Source organism: Alistipes ihumii AP11 (genome assembly GCF_025144665.1).
GTDB classification, from domain to species: domain Bacteria; phylum Bacteroidota; class Bacteroidia; order Bacteroidales; family Rikenellaceae; genus Alistipes_A; species Alistipes_A ihumii.
On record NZ_CP102294.1, the window covers coordinates 2,095,405 to 2,112,977 of the forward strand.

Annotated in this window: 15 protein-coding genes; all 15 read left to right on the forward strand. The window is 58.7% G+C overall.

Annotated features, from left to right (window positions below; genetic code table 11):
* The first annotated feature begins 225 nt into the window (after positions 1-225).
* The 15 genes from NQ491_RS08500 to NQ491_RS08570 all read left to right on the forward strand — a co-directional run bounded on the left by NQ491_RS08500 (position 226) and on the right by NQ491_RS08570 (position 17,553).
* The gene (locus NQ491_RS08500; protein WP_019246949.1) at positions 226-504 is read left to right on the forward strand and encodes a hypothetical protein; all 279 of its coding nucleotides are present in this window, start codon (positions 226-228) and stop codon (positions 502-504) included.
* Between the two features lie 549 nt (positions 505-1,053).
* Complete coding sequence (locus NQ491_RS08505) at positions 1,054-1,614, forward strand: RteC domain-containing protein (protein ID WP_019246948.1); 561 nt, start codon at positions 1,054-1,056, stop codon at positions 1,612-1,614.
* 622 nt (positions 1,615-2,236) lie between these two features.
* The gene (locus NQ491_RS08510) at positions 2,237-2,647 is read left to right on the forward strand and encodes a type IV pilin protein (RefSeq protein WP_026089831.1); all 411 of its coding nucleotides are present in this window, start codon (positions 2,237-2,239) and stop codon (positions 2,645-2,647) included.
* Between the two features lie 97 nt (positions 2,648-2,744).
* Complete coding sequence (locus NQ491_RS08515) at positions 2,745-3,227, forward strand: hypothetical protein (RefSeq protein ID WP_019246946.1); 483 nt, start codon at positions 2,745-2,747, stop codon at positions 3,225-3,227.
* Complete coding sequence (locus NQ491_RS08520) at positions 3,224-4,888, forward strand: GspE/PulE family protein (protein WP_019246945.1); 1,665 nt, start codon at positions 3,224-3,226, stop codon at positions 4,886-4,888. Before NQ491_RS08515 ends, NQ491_RS08520 begins: the two co-directional genes overlap by 4 nt.
* Positions 4,889-5,000: 112 nt before the next feature.
* Positions 5,001-6,887 (forward strand): type II secretion system protein GspD, encoded by a 1,887-nt coding sequence (locus NQ491_RS08525; RefSeq protein ID WP_019246944.1) that lies wholly within the window; start codon positions 5,001-5,003, stop codon positions 6,885-6,887.
* Between the two features lie 95 nt (positions 6,888-6,982).
* Positions 6,983-7,996: a PilN domain-containing protein gene (locus tag NQ491_RS08530; RefSeq protein ID WP_019246943.1), complete on the forward strand. Its 1,014-nt coding sequence runs from the start codon at positions 6,983-6,985 to the stop codon at positions 7,994-7,996.
* Positions 7,993-8,487: a hypothetical protein gene (locus NQ491_RS08535; RefSeq protein ID WP_019246942.1), complete on the forward strand. Its 495-nt coding sequence runs from the start codon at positions 7,993-7,995 to the stop codon at positions 8,485-8,487. The genes NQ491_RS08530 and NQ491_RS08535 overlap by 4 nt, the downstream gene beginning before the upstream one ends.
* An 11-nt stretch (positions 8,488-8,498) precedes the next feature.
* Positions 8,499-9,470: a hypothetical protein gene (locus NQ491_RS08540; RefSeq protein ID WP_019246941.1), complete on the forward strand. Its 972-nt coding sequence runs from the start codon at positions 8,499-8,501 to the stop codon at positions 9,468-9,470.
* Positions 9,467-9,928 carry a hypothetical protein gene (locus NQ491_RS08545; RefSeq protein ID WP_019246940.1) on the forward strand — a complete coding sequence of 154 codons (462 nt, stop codon included), beginning with the start codon at positions 9,467-9,469 and terminating at the stop codon, positions 9,926-9,928. Before NQ491_RS08540 ends, NQ491_RS08545 begins: the two co-directional genes overlap by 4 nt.
* Positions 9,929-10,078: 150 nt before the next feature.
* Complete coding sequence (locus NQ491_RS08550) at positions 10,079-11,485, forward strand: hypothetical protein (RefSeq protein WP_232423220.1); 1,407 nt, start codon at positions 10,079-10,081, stop codon at positions 11,483-11,485.
* Complete coding sequence (locus tag NQ491_RS08555) at positions 11,473-11,859, forward strand: hypothetical protein (RefSeq protein ID WP_019246938.1); 387 nt, start codon at positions 11,473-11,475, stop codon at positions 11,857-11,859. The genes NQ491_RS08550 and NQ491_RS08555 overlap by 13 nt, the downstream gene beginning before the upstream one ends.
* A 437-nt stretch (positions 11,860-12,296) precedes the next feature.
* Positions 12,297-12,797, forward strand: coding sequence for a hypothetical protein (locus tag NQ491_RS08560; protein WP_232423219.1), 501 nt, complete (start codon positions 12,297-12,299; stop codon positions 12,795-12,797).
* Positions 12,798-13,063: 266 nt separating this feature from the next.
* On the forward strand, positions 13,064-14,143 hold the full coding sequence (locus tag NQ491_RS08565) for a type II secretion system F family protein (RefSeq protein ID WP_259800652.1): 1,080 nt from the start codon (positions 13,064-13,066) through the stop codon (positions 14,141-14,143).
* Positions 14,144-14,283: 140 nt separating this feature from the next.
* The gene (locus NQ491_RS08570) at positions 14,284-17,553 is read left to right on the forward strand and encodes an RHS repeat domain-containing protein (RefSeq protein WP_157365684.1); all 3,270 of its coding nucleotides are present in this window, start codon (positions 14,284-14,286) and stop codon (positions 17,551-17,553) included.
* The last annotated feature ends 20 nt before the right edge of the window (positions 17,554-17,573 follow it).

The window sequence follows — 17,573 nt, forward strand, 5'->3', positions numbered from 1 at the left end:
CTCTATCCCCTGATTTATGTTACAGGCCGAATCCGCGTTTTACTTTCGGTCCGGGTTTATGATTTTCTCCAGTAACGTTCGGCTTTAGCGAATCCGATCTACTTTCTTTTATCGTAATACGCCGGTAGCCCGATTTTTGTTTTGCCGGAGCAACGAGATCGATTTTTCGCAGACCGAGGGTCTGTAGCGGCTGCCCGTTCTTGCTGGTACGACCCGGACCGGGAAATGTGGAAGGATCCGGTCTTTCTCGCCTCCTACCGGGTCCGCATCCGTTTCCATACGGACGGCACGGCCGAAGAGTACGAGGTTGAGTTCACGACGATTCGCGGCTGTTATCGTTTCGATTCTCGGCGCGGGATGATGACATGGGAAAATGGCGAGCACTGTGTCGTTTCGCTGATGCCCTCGTATATGACGGAGGTCATTTATGAGCCGGTAGCGTGGAAACACGCCTGCGAGGAGACGTATAAGTTCGTATACGCACGTTTGTCCGTTATGAATTGAGCCGACCTCGGATAAAAACGGATCGAAACCGGGTTACGCAGACTTCGTTTATAAAAGCGGTTCTCGTGCAGTCTGTGCTTTTCCCCTTTCATACGTTAAGGCTTTCGTTGTCCGGGGGCGCGGGGACCGGCCGTTCGGTTTTGGCTTCGACTCGGAACAGACTGAAAATTTCCGGTTTGTCGGAGTGGTAAGTTTCTTATTAATAAATTATTATGTCTTGCGCCTTTTTGTGCCGCATCATCTTTTGGCATCAGTTCCGAGGCGGTTTTCCGGTCGATTTTTCCGGTTTTTTTACAGAGCCAGCAGTTCGGCTTCTTTCGTCCGTGTACTGCCGGCAATCTGTTCCTCCAAAGAAGGCTTGGGGCCGTTTGGTACGTTTGGGCGTAACGGTCGGCTTAAAATATGCAATGCGCTACGATATGAAAGTTCCGTAAAATGGCCGATCGGAAGATTGGCTTTCTTTTTATATGTGTAGTATATTATTCAGTAGATTCGATATACGAATCCTTATAACGCTCACCCGTAAGTCTAACCATAAATCCCAATCTTATGAAAAACACCCAAACTTTTTCCAACAAAATGGTCGACCTGACCGGTATGCAGGATTACGAACGAATTACGGCTGAGTTCAACCGCTTGACAAAAGACTATTATGCGAAGGAAAAGAATCCCGTTCAGCGGTTCCGCACTTTGCGCCAAATACGGATCAGACTTGCGTCGGCTAAAAAGGTTTACGAGGTGGCCGGTAAAGAGAGCGAGTATATTATCCGCTTGTTGAAAAACGAAGAGGAGATTGTTTTGATGTTCGCATCCCAGGCGAAAGATTCGGATCTTTCGCCGACCGAAAACAGAGCTTTACGTCTGAACTGGTCGGGCAAACAGATCGATTTGGTCGAGATCGTCTACGGTCTTTATGTCGGCCGGTGTATCAACGGAGGACGATGCGGCATTCAGGAGATTGCAGCCGTTTTCGAGCGATTGTTCGGTGTCAGATTGCCGCATATCTACAACCGACTGTTGGCTATCCGAAACCGTAAAAACGGACGGACCCCGTTTTTGAAATGGCTCAGCGAGCAGATCGAGCGGGATGCCGACCAGAAAGACGAATAAGTAAGTGACCCGTAATCGCCAAACAGAGGACAGGAGGCCCATCCTAGGCCCCTTGTCCTTCGTTTTGCAGCAAGGTCATCGTGCAAACGAATTCGCAGGAAAGAGAGAGTCCGTTGAATTCGGACCCACTGGGAGCGACTGCAGGAAAAGCCGTTCGTACCGCGAGCTTGCTTTTGTCCGCTCCCCTCATAGGTAAAGATTGAAGTACCAACGGACCGGAGGCAGTTAACGCCTTCCGTTTGAATATTCTGATATTTAAATTTTTCAATGTTACTCGGGTTTTCTCGGCGATTTGTTCTTTCGTGTTCGTTTTGGAATGATGGATCTGATTGTAGCTTTGATTAAAGAACGGCCCGATTTTTCATTTTTCGGTCCGATTTTTCCGCAAAACGAATGCAAACCGCTTGAAAAAGCTTTAGAACCGTGTGCGGTGAGATAAAATATGAAGTTCCTCTATGGGCTTTGCAATTTTTATTGTATTCACGATTAGATTTTTATCGAATATTTCGTCATAAAAAACAGGGTAGTTACCATATACTTATCAAATCGATTCGTTTTCGTTTCCGACCTTCGTACAGCAATCGCCCGACAACTATTATTCTACTGATTCAAACTTAGGATTATGACACGAATCGTTTCCCGACGTCTTCCCGCTTTTTCTCTGCCGGAGTTACTCGTTGTTTTGGTCATTATCGGGATTCTGGTACTGATCGCGCTGCCGAACCTGATGCCGCTCATCTCGCGGGCCAAGAGCACCGAAGCCCAGCAGCAGCTCGTTTTTCTGCACACGCTCGAGAAGAACAACTTCTACACCTACTCGAAGTATTCCGCCTCGCTCGAGGAGCTGGGCTTCGAGCAGCAGCCTCTGGTCACCGAGGGCGGTCATGCCAACTACCGCATCGAGATCGTCGAGGCTTCGGAGCGGGGATTCCGGGCTACGGCGACGGCCGTGGTGGATTTCGACGGCGACGGCGAGTACAATGTCTGGGAGATCGATCAGGACAAAAACCTGAAAGAGACCGTCAAAGACTGACCGGCAAACCGAACACGCAAACCTTTTTATAATCGGAGATCGGAGCAGCCGGTCCCGATCCCGGTCCCGATCGAATCCCATTACATTTTAACGAACGATGTGGCCACAAGCTCTATATCTGCTCCCGGTCGTTCCGGCCCTCTCGCTGGCCGTGTCGGATTTCCGGCATCGGAGTATTCAGGCTTACGGGCTTGCCGCATTCGCTTCATGCGTATTGTCTACCGCTGTACTCATGTTGCCGGCACGGACGATACTGTACAATATGCTGACGAACGTATTGCTGCTGGGATGGATGTTCGGCGGCGTGTGGGTATATCTCCGCTTACGTTACCAGCGACAAGCAAATCTCTTTCGACAATACATCGGTTCGGGAGACGTGTGGTTCCTCTTGCTGCTGACCCCTCTTTTCGCTTTGCCGGTCTATGTCGTGCTGCTTCTGTGCGGCTTCGCCTGCGGATTGCTCTACGGGACCTTCGTGCGGATCTTTTTCCGGAAAGAGACGACGATTCCGCTGGTTACGTTTCTAAGCCTGCCGCTGACCGCTTATATGTCGTACCGCTTTTACCTTTCGCTGCCATGACCCTTCCCGAGCGCATACCGACCGAAATCGTGCAGTTGTTCGCTTCCGTCGAGGCGTGGAATTACCGGCTCGTGCCTTACGCGCGTAAGGATGGGGCCGTATTGTGCGCAGGGGAACGGGGACGCGACTACGCTTCCGTGTCACAGGAGATCGAGGTGCTGTCCGGATTCCGGGTACAGATCGAGCCGGTCGGGCCGGACGAGCTCTCCCTGCTGCTGAATCGCTACTACCGCCGGGAGGAGACTCGCCCGATATCGGGGCGGACGGCCGACTTGAGCCGCATCGGCAGCGGACAGGGCTTTCTTACGGACCTGATCGGCGAAGCATTCGACGAATATGCGAGCGACATCCATTTCGAGCCCTACGAGGAGCGCTGTCGCATCCGCCTGCGCATCGACGGCAAGCTCGTCGAGAAGTACGTGCTCGACCGGAGCGGTTACGCCTCGATCGTCAACCAAATCAAGATCATGGCGAACATGGATATTTCGGAGCGCCGCCTGCCGCAGGACGGGCGCATCCTCTACCACCGGGGCGATCGCAAGTTCGACCTGCGCGTCTCGTCGCTTCCGACGATTTACGGAGAGAAAGTCGTGCTGCGCCTGCTGACGCGCCATGCCGAGTTGCTGGAGCTCTCGAACCTCGGTTTCTCGGAGCGGCAGCTCGCCGACTACGAGTCGGCCATCGCGCGCCCGCACGGCATGGCGCTAATCACCGGACCTACCGGTTCGGGCAAGAGCACGACGCTCTATGCGACGCTCCGGCGGCTGAACCGCGAGTCGGGCAACATCCTTACGATCGAGGACCCGGTCGAATACACGCTCGAGGGAGTGAACCAGGTACAGCTCAAAGAGGAGATCGGCCTGACCTTCGGCGCTGCGCTGCGCACCTTTCTGCGTCAGGACCCGGACATCATCATGCTCGGCGAGATCCGCGACGCCGATACGGCGGCGATGGCGATCCGCAGCTCGCTGACGGGCCATCTCGTGTTCTCGACGATCCATACGAACAGCGCATGGGGCAGCGTCTCGCGGCTGCGGGACATGGGCGTGCATCCGTACCTGCTCTCCGGCACGCTGATCCTTTGCGCCGCGCAGCGGCTCGTCCGCCTGCTGTGTCCCGACTGTAAAAAGGAGGCGATGCTGACCGAGCCGGAATACGAACAAATATACGGTCAGCCGAGGTACTCCGATAGAAAGGGCACGGGAGAACGGATCTCGGAAGCCGCAGCCCCGGGCGACGATGCGGACGCGAACCGGACGGAGCCTTTCCCGCCGGCTGGCCCGCGCGACGGCGCAGGCCGTATACCCGCTTCGGGGAGAACCGGACCGCAGCCGGCCGGGAAAGCGGCCCGCAACGACTCCGGCCATCCGTCGCCCCCGACCGGCTCCGCATCATGCGGAACGGGGGATGCGCCTGCCCGGACGCACTTCCGTCCCGTCGGCTGCGAGCGATGTTACTACACGGGCTACCGGGGCCGCCGGGCGATCTACGAGGTGATCCCGATCGACGACGAGCTCGCCGAGGCCGTTCGCGAGAGCCGTCCCGATATCGCCCCGCTGCTCAAGAAACGTGGCATCACCACGCTGAAAGACTCGGCCCTCGATCTGTTCCTTTCCGGGCAGACGTCACTCGAGGAGGTACTGCCGCTGCTCAGGGAGTGAATACGGATCACGCATCGATAATCCATACGCCGCTCATACTCCGAATCGCCTAAACGAACGACCCGACACTACCTATTTTATTCGATACGACCTGCCCAATAACCCGCAACCTATGAAGAACCTATACCTCTTTTCGATTCTGCTGGTCTGGACGCTGTGTCTTCCTGCCGCCGTGTCGGCGCAGTCCGACGGCACGGAGCGTATCGCCGCGATCCGCGCCCGGCTCGACACGCTGACCCGGCGCGACGAAGCCTACCTCGGCGAGGTGGATCTGTCGGTGGGCGAGGCTCCGCTCTCCGAGCTGCTGCGCTCGGTGGCCCAAGTGGGCGGTGTGAACCTGAGCGTGCGCGACGGGGCGAACCTGACGGTGAGCTGCAACTTCACGCGGGCCCGCATCGACGAGCTGTTGCTGTTTCTGTGCGAGCAGTACGGACTGGACGTGCAGGTCATCGGGAATATCGTCTCCGTATTCCCGTACAAAGCGCCTGTCGCTCCGCCGCCCGAACCGTCGGTGCGGTTCGACCGCTCCGACTCGACGCTCAGCTACGACCTGATCGCCGTGCCGCTGCGCGAGGTAGCCCGGCGCATTACCGACAGCACGGGCGTGAACCTGATCGTTCCGCAGACGCTGTACGAACGGCCCGTATCGGGCTACATCGCGGCGATGCCTTTCGCCGAAGCGCTCGGCTCGCTGGCCGAGATCAACAAGCTGGAGGTTACCCCCGTCAAGGGCAGCGGAGCATGGGCATTCTCCGAGCCGCCTTCCGAGACCGGAGGCTCGCCCGCTCCCGCCTCGAACTATGTCCGTCGCCGGCAGTTCGCAGCCTCTCAGCTTTCGGTGGACAGTACGGGGCGAATCACGGCGATGATCGACCGGGGCAACATATACGACATCATACTCGATGTCTGCGAGCAGTTGAAACTCGACTATTTCTTTATCACGCCCGTCAATGCGCAGACGAGCATCTACCTGAAAAACACCGACGCGAAAACGCTGTTCGACCTGCTGCTCACGGGCACGGCCTACACCTACTACGAGGAGGGAGGCGTCTATATGTTCGGCGAGGCGAAACGCGAGGGCCTGTTCTCGACGCGCATCGTCCCGATGCATTACCGCACGGTGGACAAGCTCGCGGAAGCGATCCCCGACAACCTGAAAAAGGGGGTGCAAACGGCCGCTTTCGGCGATCTGAACAGCATGATCCTGAGCGGCGATCAGCGACAGGTAGCCCGCATCGAGCAGTTCCTGCGCTCGATCGACCGCACCGTGCCGCTCATCACGATCGAGGTGATGATCGTCGACGCCTCGAAGGACGTGCTGCTGGAAGCGGGTCTCGGCCTCGGATTGGGTACGGAGCCGACGCAGACGAGCGGTACGCTCTCCCCGGGTCTCGACATGACGCTCGGGGCGGGAGCCGTCAACAGTCTGGCAAATAAGATAGGTCTTGTAAAGCTCGGAAAGGTGACGCCGAACTTTTATGCCAGCCTGAAGGCGATGGAGCAGGACGGCACGATCGAGCTGCGCTCGACGCCCCGGCTCTCGACGCTCAACGGCCGCGAGGCGGTGCTCACCAGCGGGGAGATGCAGTATTACAAGGAGACGAACAATACTTACATGGGTACGCAGAACCCCGTGCAGTCGACCTCTTACGTCTGGAAAAGCGTCGAGGCGAACATGACCCTTTCGATCACGCCCTATGTGAGCGAGGACGGCCATATCACGATGACGATCGACCTGTCGCAAAGCGAGTTCACCGACCGTACCGAAAAGGAGGCTCCGCCGGGGACTACCACGCGCAGTTTCCGTTCGATGGTGCGCGTGAAAAACGAGGAGACGGTGCTGCTGGGCGGCATCGACCGGCAGTCGCGCGAGAAAAGCTCGCAGGGACTGCCTTTCATCGCCCGCGTGCCGGTGCTCAAATGGATCTTCGGCACGCACAAGAACAACAAACAGGAACGCCGGCTGAACGTATTCATCAAACCGACCGTGGTCGAATAGAAATGAAAAACAACCCCTCGTCAAATCGCCCGACCGCAGGTCTCTGTCCCGGAAACCCCGACCGGAACGAACGCCTTGGGAAAGCATACTGAATCATGAAAAGAAAACTTTTGCAACGACTCGTCGGTCCTTCGACCGTGCTCTGCATCCGCTTCGGGGAGGCGGACCGCTACGCGATGCGCCTGTTCGTACTCGGTCTCGATCGAAGCGGTCTCCGAATCCTGCGGGAGTGCGCCGATCCCGACGCCGATGCGCTGAAAAAGGAGTGCTCGGGCCGTCCCGTCCTGATTTCGGTCTCCGGGTACGGAATCGTCACGAAGCCGACCGAAGATACGGCGATCGTCGAAAAGGTGACCTCGGATCCCGAAACGTTCGCATGGAGCTTTTCGGACGAAAAGGAGGATTCAGGGAGTATCAGCTTCGTTCGCCGCGAGCAAGTCGAACCGCTCGGGCAACGGCTCGCGGCGAACGGCATTCCTTCCATAAATATTCGCTACGAGCGGGTGGCGGCAGATCCCGAGCAAGAGGCCCTGCGGCAAGCGGAACGTTTTTATCGCGATACGTTGAAATGGCGCACGCTTCTGCGCCCTACACCCGAAGGCCGCATGGTCGCTAAAGCGGCGGAACGCCGCCTGCGGCTGCCCGTGCTGGGCCTGATGCTGCTTCTGCTCGTAGTCAATACGTTTGCTTCCGGTTCGCTTCAAGAGCGTCGCGCACAGCAGCGGAGCGTGCTTTCCGCCCGGGAAAAGAGGCAGGACACATCGCAGGCCCGCTCCGAGCAGCGGCGAGCGGCCGTAGCGGAGTTTTCGCGCAGGCTGCCGTACCGTCATGCCCTGTTGCTGGACCGGGTAGCCTCTCACGTACCGCCCGCCGTAACGTTGAGCGTTTTGGCTGTACAACCTATAAGCAAAGCATTGGAGGATGGCCGTGACCCGGTATTCCTTATCGAGACACTTTCGATCCGGGGCGTAACGAACGATGCGTCGACCGTATCGGAACTGATGACCGGATTACGCTCCGAACCGCCGCTGCACGAAGCTCGGCTCGAAGGCTTGGAGCAAAACCGCGAAAGCGGTGCGACTGAATTCAAGATAACCGTCGCCTTATGAACCGGATCGGCAAATACGAAGGAGTCGTGCGTCTGGTCCTGCTGCTGGTCGTGCTGCCTGCGGCCGTGTACCGGTTATCGTTGGGGCGTACGGTCGCGCTGTGGGGTGAAGTGCGCAGGACGGAACGAATGCTCGCGGAGGCGGAGGCCGCACCTGTACAACCGGATGCGTCTGTCGTCATGCTCGATACGGTGGAACTGATCGCCGGGGGCGGCCTGCTCGAGCTGTTGGAGCGCCTTGACCCGGATAGCTCCGTCCGAATCGTCAGCTACACGCCTTATCTGACCCGCAAGGGTGACGACTTCACGCTGTGCACGGCCGAGATCGTGCTTTCGGGAGGCTTCGCTCCGCTACTGCGGACCCTCGACGCGACGGAGCGGGAACTCTCCGGCTGCCGTTTGCTTTCTTCGGAGTTCAAAACGATCCGCCGGGGACGGCAGACCTCGCTGCTGTTGACCCTCGTTGTCCAGCAACTGACCGATAAACCGTAAACCCTTGTGATATGAAATCCGATCCGACAAACCGTTCCCTCCGGCCGTTTCGGCCCGACGCCCGTCGGTCCGACCGCAAAACGCCGATCCGGACAGAAAGGCTCTCCGCAGACTTTCCGGCAGGCGGGGCCGATACGTGCGAGTCCGAATCCCGTTCGACGTCCGGGACGATCCCGATCCGTCGAACGGGCTCCGCCGACCTGTTCCGGACGGCCTGCGCGCTTTTGTTTTTGCTGCCGTTGCTTTCGGGCTGCGACGACATTTTCGAGCAGGATATCGACCGGGCCCGGATCGAAGTGGTCGCACCGAAGCACGACGCGCATATCGAAGCCGGCGAGGTGACTTTTCTCTGGCGGCCCCTCTCGGGAGCCCGTAACTACCGGCTCACGGTCGTCTCGCCGAGCTTCGCCCGTGCTTCGCGCGTATGGGCCGACACGACATTGCGCGCCGATTCCCTCCATGCGGCCGACCGCTTCTCGCTGACGCTCGACGAAGGGGACTATCAGTGGAGCCTGCAGGCTTTCAACGGCGTTTACCGAAGCGAGGAGAGCGTCTATTCGCTGAGGGTCGATCCCGCTGCGGCGGACGAGTCGCAATCGCTTTCCGATCCGCAAGAACCCGCAGAGGAAGGGGACGATATGCATGAGGCGTTCGCAGTCCCGGGCAGGGAAGGTCTTTCCGGCAGCGATGGGCTCGCCATGCCGAATCCCTCGACTGAATCTGCGGGGGGCGTCGGACCTGAGCGTCCGAACGGTCCGGAGAACCGATTCGAGTCCTGCCGTGGCAGGAATGGGATGCTTTCGATCACGTATCGCGCGCCACGGCAGACTATTTCAGGTATCGCGTTCGGGCCGGCCGAAAGACGATTGCCGACGGAGAGCGACGGCGGGTTGCGGCCTGCCGGTCCGACATGGGCACTCCGCTCCGATATGCTATCGGCGAAAAAACGCTTTTCAGGTCACGAAACTCTTTCCGAGCCATGAAATCCCGTCCGCTGACATACCTGTTACTCGTCGTAGCGCTCGGTATCTGGGGCGTCGTGGCGTGGAAGCTCTTTTTCTCCGGGCCGAAACCTGCGGCTTCCGATCCGGCTGCCGTGCCCGTTGCCCGGAACAATCCCCGTGCGGACATCGATACGCTGCGACTCGACTATCCCGATCCGTTCCTGCGTGCGGTTGCGACGAGACCTTCCGTCCCGGCATCCACGTCGGCCAAAGCGCCCGTGCGGTCGAAAGCGAAGAACGAACGTCCTGCCGCCAAGCTCGCCTGTACGGGCCGTATCCGTAAGGAAGGAACCGACCGTTATCTGATCTCGATCGATGGTCGGAACCATCTGCTGCGGCAGGGCGAGTCGGCCGGAGGCTTCAGACTGCATGCGGTCGGAGCCGATTCGCTATGGCTCGCGGCGGACGGTCGGAAATACGGATTGAAAATTCCCTGAGCTGTGAACTGCCCGGATTCCGATACAAAGAATATGGAGCCGGAATACGGCTCCCGGTTTCGCAGACCGATGAATACTCGGACTCGTTCCGTACTCCGAACTCCGATATCTCGACTGTTCTGTTTTATAGCTGCTAAGGTAAATAGTACGATGAAAAATACGATGAAAGGAATCGGACCATACTCAGTAAGAATCGACCGTCCGCTGTGCCGAGGGGTTCCGCATGTTTTCCCTCCGGCGGAGAACCCGGAGCCGGATCACGGTCGCAAGGCGGTCGTCCCGAGGCCGAGTCGACCGGCCGGACGGTCTGCTTTCCATTCGGCCTGCCTTCCCGCCGGCGTACTGGCTACGGTGCTGGTCGTCTCGGCATTGATGCTGCTTTCGGTGCTGGGCGTACTCGCGTTGTGGGAGTCCGATTTTCTGTTCTTCTCCCGCGCGGGCTACCTCTCGCGGCAACGGGCGAACGTCGAGTCGGCCTTCGTTCTGTACGCCGCCGACAGCACGCTGACAGCAAGGCTTGACGAGCAGGGCGGCCTGCGGCTTTACGACGGCCAGCCCGACAGTCGGGTGCGGATCGCCGTCCGGCCGTGGGGACTGTACGAGGCCGTGCGCATCGAGGCGGCCGATCCCCGGATCGCCCCGACCCGGCTGTTCGGGTCGGCCGCCCCCTTCGCATGTTCGCCGGGCGAAGAAAGCGGTCTCTGGTATGCGACCGATGCCGCTTCGTTGTCGCTTGCGGGACGCACCTCGCTGCACGGATGCTTGAGGCTTCCCCGCCACGGCGTGCAGTACGGACAAATCCGTTCGATCTTTTTCTGCGGCGAACGGATCGAAGGAGCCCGTACCGCTTATGCCGGCAAGGAGCTTCCGCCGGTCCGAACCGATGCCCGCCGAATGACCGACAGTCTGTTGCGCCTGCTCGAAGCTCCCGGGGCATGGATGCCTACGCCGGACAGTCTGAGCGTCGGATTCGGCGAGACGGAGCCCCGGCTGCTGGATGCCGGGAGCTTCGGACCGGGAGCTCTGATCGAAGGCATGGCCGTGCTGCTGGGAGAGGAGGTGTCCATCGACAGCACCTGCCGTCTGCGCGATGTGCTGGTCGTGGGGCGCACGATCCGCGTGGGAGACGGATTTCGGGGAAGAGCTCAACTATTCGCATCGGACACCGTTCTGATAGGGCAGCGGGTGACGCTCGATTACCCGTCGGGAATGTTCGTCGCGCGGGAGAACCCCGACCGTTATATCGAAATCGGCCCGCACAGCCGCGTCGAGGGCTATGCGATCGTCGACGGGGAAGGTCGACCCGATGTAAAACGCGCGAACTACCGACAGGACCGCACGGCCGTACTGCGGGGACTGCTGTGGACGGACGGCGCGGCGCAGGTGCAAGGTATCGTATCGGGCTGCATGGCGGCGAACCGCCTGGTCTACTACTCTCCCGAAGGGTACTACGAGGACATGCTCTACGATCTGACGCTGCTCGAAAACCTGGCGACGGCCTACCCGCTGTGGGCGGCGACGGCCTACCGGAGAAAGGAGGCGGGATGGGTGCGATAAAACGTCTTCCCGCCGCCTCGCTGCTGGAGGCGGTCGTCGCCTCGGTCGTGCTGCTGATCGTCTTCGCCGCGAGTCTGGAGACCGTCGTCCGGCTAACGGCGGGCCCCTCCGACGGAATCGTCTGCGCCGAAGCCGATTACCGGGCCGCCTGCACGGCGAGCGAAATCCGGCAGGGGGCTTTCTCCGAGGGCAAGACCGAACTCTCCTACGGATGGGGAACGCTCACGGTTCTCATCGAGCCCTACGCTTCCTGTCCAGCCCTATGGCAGGCGACGCTGACGGTGAAAATCGCGGGCGGACGCAAAAGAATGGAATACCGGTATCTGGTCGATCCGGACGGTTTCGACCGAAACACGATCATCGACAATGAATGACTGCAAAACCGCACGAAAGCGACTGACGGGAGGACGCAAAAGAATGGAATACCGGTATCTGGTCGATCCGGACGGTTTCGACCGAAACACGATCATCGATAATGAATGACTGCAAAACCGCACGAAAGCGACTGACGGAAGGACGCGCTGGCTGCCCGAGCCAACTATGGCCGGCCGCGCGCTCTGCGGAACGGGCTCGGACCCGTTGTCCCGGTCGTTCCACGCAGGGCGCTATCCGCCCGGAACGGATTACGGGGCGACGATTGCCATGTGCTGGGCACAGCGAGCAACGTCCTGCTTCGGATAGGCAGGAGGCTTACCGGCAGTGGCAGCCGGACGCTCGCTGTGCTCGTAAGCGGGCAGCTCGAACCGGGCCGGGAAACCGGCCTCGGCTTCGGATCGCGGGGAGCGGACTGTCTGCCTCGACGCTGATCGAAGTGCTGATCCTAATGATCCTCAGCGGCATCGTCTTTCTGTCGGTCATGGAGGGATTCGGGCTGCTACGCCGCTTTCTCGACCGGACCTCGCAGCGGATAGCAGAGCGCACGGAGCAGTATGCCGGCTATTTCCACACGGCCGATCTGGCGGGAGACTCGGACAGCCTGATCTCGGAAGGCGAAAGAACGTTGGCGCTCTATCGCAAAGGAGGGATCCATGCCCGGCTCTCACTGGCCGACTCGGCGCTGATCGTCCGGCAAGACGAACGCTCCGATACGCTGTGGCGGAATGTCGTCCGACTGCGGACCGTTCCCGAATCCGTCCTCGGAGCGCGGATCGATACGATGATCGTCGAGCTGCGGACCGAACAGGATTCCGTACTGAGCATCGGATTCGTGTCCCGCCGTCCGCCCGATCCGCTGCTCAAGAAGCTGAGCGAGCAGGAAGCGAAGTACAGATACGAAGAAAACGAAAACGAATCGAACGAGGAATCGAAATAAAGCGAACACGTTCCCGAAAATGAAGAATCCGAAAATCTTATGCCGCCAACGACCTTCGATCCGCAACACTGCACGAGACATTATCGGCCCCTGCCGGAAAACGACCGAATCGCCTATCGGTATCCGGATTGCCGCCGAGAGCGTTCCGTGTCGACTGCGGCATCGTGCACGTTCCGATACCCGGTTCTGCACCGGAACGCAAGCGAATACGGGATCCCGTACTGTAACAAAGACGAGAATATCCTAAACCGAACGATCGAACTGCCATGAACCCGAACGATTCTTTTGCTTTACCCAAGCACGGAGGCCATCCGCTCAAAGACGCCCGCAAGGAGGCCATATTCGCCGAGCTGCACTCGCTGCTCGGCTCCGGACTCGATTTCAGCCGCTCGTTTTCATTGCTGATCGAGGGAGAGCGGGATGTACAAACAAAAACGCTGCTCAGCAGTCTCTACCGCTCGGTCGTACGCGGCGAGGCATTGGCCCGCGCCTTCGAGCGGAGCGGACGCTTCGCTCCGCTCGACTGCGGAGTGCTGCGCCTCGGCGAGCAGACCGGGCGGCTCGACGAGGCGTTGGCTTTTCTGGCCGATTACTACCGCAAGCGCATTGCGCAACGGCGTATGGTCAGCGGCGCGGTGAGCTATCCGCTGATTATCCTCTTTACGGCAATCGTCGTCGTGATTTTCATGGTGCTGGTGATCGTGCCGATGTTCGAGCAGGTCTACTCGCGCATGGGAGGCGAACTGCCGGCGATGACCCGGTGGATCATCTCGCTGTCGAGAGCTTTCCCGACCTATCTGACCGTCGCGGCGCTCGCGGGTGCGGGAAGCCTGTTGTGGTGGAAGGCCTATGGCGGCCGCCCTTGCGTACAGCGGTTTGCCTGCGGATGGCTGCTGAAGATTCCTATAATGGGCGACACGTTGAAAAAGAGCGTGCAGGCCCGTTTCTTCCGCCTGCTCGGCCTGCTTGCTTCTTCTGGAGTCCCGCTGTTGCAGGGCATCGGGATGCTCGAGGGGATCATTGTGTTTTATCCTTACCGCGTCTCCTTTGCACGGATTGCCCGCGAACTGGAACGGGGAGCTTGCCTGTCGGAGGCGCTGGAGCGCTTCGCGGAGCTCTACGACCGGCGGCTCGTCACGCTGCTGAGGGTGGGAGAGCAGACCGGCCGGCTGCCCGAAATGCTCGCCCGAGAAGGCGACGTACTGACCGCAGAGCTCGAGCACCGCCTCCGCTCGCTGGGGAACTTGCTCGAACCCGTGCTGATCCTGCTGGTCGGCCTGCTCGTGGCCGTCATACTCGTCGCCATGTACCTGCCCATGTTCCGTCTCGGCGGTATCATGGGATAGAACCCGACACCCGACCGATAACCGATGTCGAACCTGAAAAACTATTTGGCCTATGAAAACGTGAATCTCCGCAAGTAAAATCAGCCTCGAAGGGCATGAACAGAAAAGAACACAAACGAAATCCTAAACCTACTACCGATATGATCCATAAACGAATCGCCTTTCTATGTATGCTGCTTCCCTGTACGCTGTGGGGCCAGACCGACCGGACGAGTCCGACGGGCCGCATCGAGTTCCTGCCGCCGGAAGCCGCCTCGCTAATGCGCTACGTCGACTACCCGGTAAGCCATCTGACCGGAGTGCCCGACATCCGGATCCCGCTACATACGGTGCAGATCGGAAAGATATTCTTGCCTCTCACGCTCATGTTCCACACCGACAACTACTCCCGGCCGAATCAGCTTGCCGGAAGTGTGGGCAAAGGATGGTCACTGAGCACCGAACTGCAGATCACCCGGCAGGTAAACGGGCTGGACGACCTGAACCACATGGAAAATACATTGGGATACTACTTCAATACGGATATACCGAGCGATTATTGCACAGACGTTCCAGTGGCTCGAACCGAACAGCAGGCGAGCAACTTCTATCACGGCAAGCGGGACGAGGAACCCGACCGCTTCTATTATCGTCTGCTCGACAAAAGCGGCGCGTTCTACTTCCGGCATCGGCCGGACGGAAGCGTCGAGGCAGTGCCGGTACCTTACAACGGCGTGAAGATCGAGTACGGCAGCGACAAGCGCTTCACGATCTGGGACACCGACGGCACGAAATACGTCTTTTCGTCCACGGCGACCGAAACGACTACGCCTGTCGGCAGCTCGTCGAACCAAACGGTTATCGTGGCATGGAAGTGCGAGCGAATATTCAGTCCGCAGGAACAACAAGAGGTGTCTTTCACTTACGGAGGACCCGTCACAAGATCTACCCATCGCTACGATGATCGAATCGAAATATACGACAACGCGGGAGGCACCCACCCGGAACCTTATTCAGAACTTGAATACAATCCCTGTGCGAGAGTCAATTACCGAATGAAGGTATGGAACGGAGTCGAAAATCTTCCGGGTAATTTTTGGGAGGTTGCCGGCATCAAAGGGAAAGAGTGCACGCCGGGTTACAGAAGCTGGCTGGTTTATCACAAAGGACAGATGGCGTATCTGTCCGACCTGACCGATAAGGCCCACGATCTCTATACGTCCGAGGATATTCCGGCATCATCGGCGACGCAACTCGTTTACCGCCATGTAAAAGAGATTACTTTTCGCGGAGGTCGAATGGTTTTCGATTACCCGGAATCCGGTATGTTGGGATCGATCGCCGTTCTCGACAACAGCGGCGACACGGTCAAGAAGATTGTTTTCGAGTTCAATCAGACCGATCCTCGGAATCTGGACAAGGATTTCTGGCGCAAACTGCTGTCAGTACGCTCGGGAGACGAGCTTTATTCTTTCGACTACCCGTATTTTGTCGGCGGCGGCGACCTGTACACGACCGACTACTGGGGTTATAAACAGTTGAATAAAAACATCGGTCGAGAAGCGAGTGTCGTCAGGCAAAAAATCCAGGCCAAGCGTGGAGGCGGTGTTTACAGCTTCGTGAACGGAAGCGTCATACAAGGTTCCTTGCACAGCAACGACAACGATCCCTCGCTGCCCGGCGATACATCGTTTACCATCGGGCACATCGACCAGTCGGAAGTCTTCGCCTATGACCAAACGCCCAAAACCTTTCTGACTATCCGATACCCGACGGGAGGGTACGTCTCCTTTATAATGGGGCAGCACCGTTTCCGCAGCCGGTACGGAAAAAGGGAACCCCGAGGCGCCGGAGGATACCGCGTCGAAAAGATACAGTTCCGCGATGCCGATTCGAAAGTTTTGCGCGAGAAGATTTATCGTTACGGACCCGACGAGGACGGATGCGGTTTCGTTAAAAGCGAGCCGTACTTCGACGAGGATGTGGAGGGGGTGTTCAACCGAACCGGGGTAGTCGAGCAATGGGAGGATTATTATTATGAGAACACGAATATTCTGGATGAGTGCAATCATCCCGAATTTTGTGCTTTCTCTCTCCGCAAGCGCACATATCTGAAGGGTAGCAACCAAAGCCTTTCGTTCGAGAGCGGCAGCACGGTTCTTTACAGCGAAGTAGCCGAATACGAGATGGATACGGGTCGCCAATCGGGCAAAACGATTTACAAATACGACTTCTCCCTGTTCAACACGGTGTTCCCGATAAAATCCCCGCCTAATGAACCTTATCCTCTGGAGCCCGAGCAATGGTACCTGACTCCGCTCGACTCGGTGATCCGCTACGAGTACAGGAACGGAAGCTACGAGTGGGTGCAGCGCGAGAAATACGTCTATAACAAGCACCTCGACTCGACGCTGATCTATCGATGCAGACTATTCCCCAGAAGGGTTCCCGTCTGGCTGTATACAAACGTCATAAGGAGTTCAGACGCAGAGGAGCTGTGGAGATACCGTAAAGCGGCCGGTGACCTGCTGTACCGCTACTCCGGCCTGCACACGGGCTGTCTGCAACTCGTTACGAAAGAGGTCCAGACGCGCGACGCGCAGGGGCGCGTGTCGACGGACCGGACCCATTACCGCTACGACAGTCCGAACCGCTATGCGGTCGGGCGCGTCGAGCGTACGATGAGCGACGGCACGACGCTCGTCGAGCAGACGCTCTATCCCGAGGACTACGATCTCTCGGGCGGCGGAACGCTCGCCGAGCTGGTCGAGCGGAACATCGTCTCGGTCCCCGTCGAGCGCATCCGGCGGCGCGACGGGCTGGTCGTCTCGGGCGAGCTGTTCGGTTACGACGAGTGCGGCAATCCGACCTCGCAGAGCCGGCTGGAGAAGGACGATCTCTCCGAAAGCCTGTTCCGCCTGTCGAACAAGTCCTCGGCCGGAGCGTTCGCTCCCGAAGCGGGCCGCGCCGCATTCTCGCCGGATGCGGGCTACGCCGAAATTCTCTCGACACGCTTCGACGACTACGGCAATCCGATCGAAATCACCGGCCGCACGGCTCCCCGCTCGGTTTGCTACCTGTGGGGATACAACGGTTTGCATCCGGTGGCCGAACTCGTCGGCTGCTCGTATGGCGAACTGACATCCGTCGTCAGCCTGCCTACGATTCACACGATGACCGTATCGGATACGCTTTCTTCGGGATTCCTGAACGTGCTGGCATCCCTGCGCAAGTCCCCTTATCTGAGCTCGGCCCACATCTCGACCTACACCTACCGTCCGCTCGTGGGCATGCTTTCGGCCACCGATCCCCGAGGCTTCACCACATACTACGAGTACGACCCCTTCGGCCGGCTCCGCTCGATTCACTACTACGAAGGTACACAGAAAAAAACGTTGAAATACTATGAATACCGCTATAAGAACCGATAGTCGCCGTTGCGCGTGGTGCG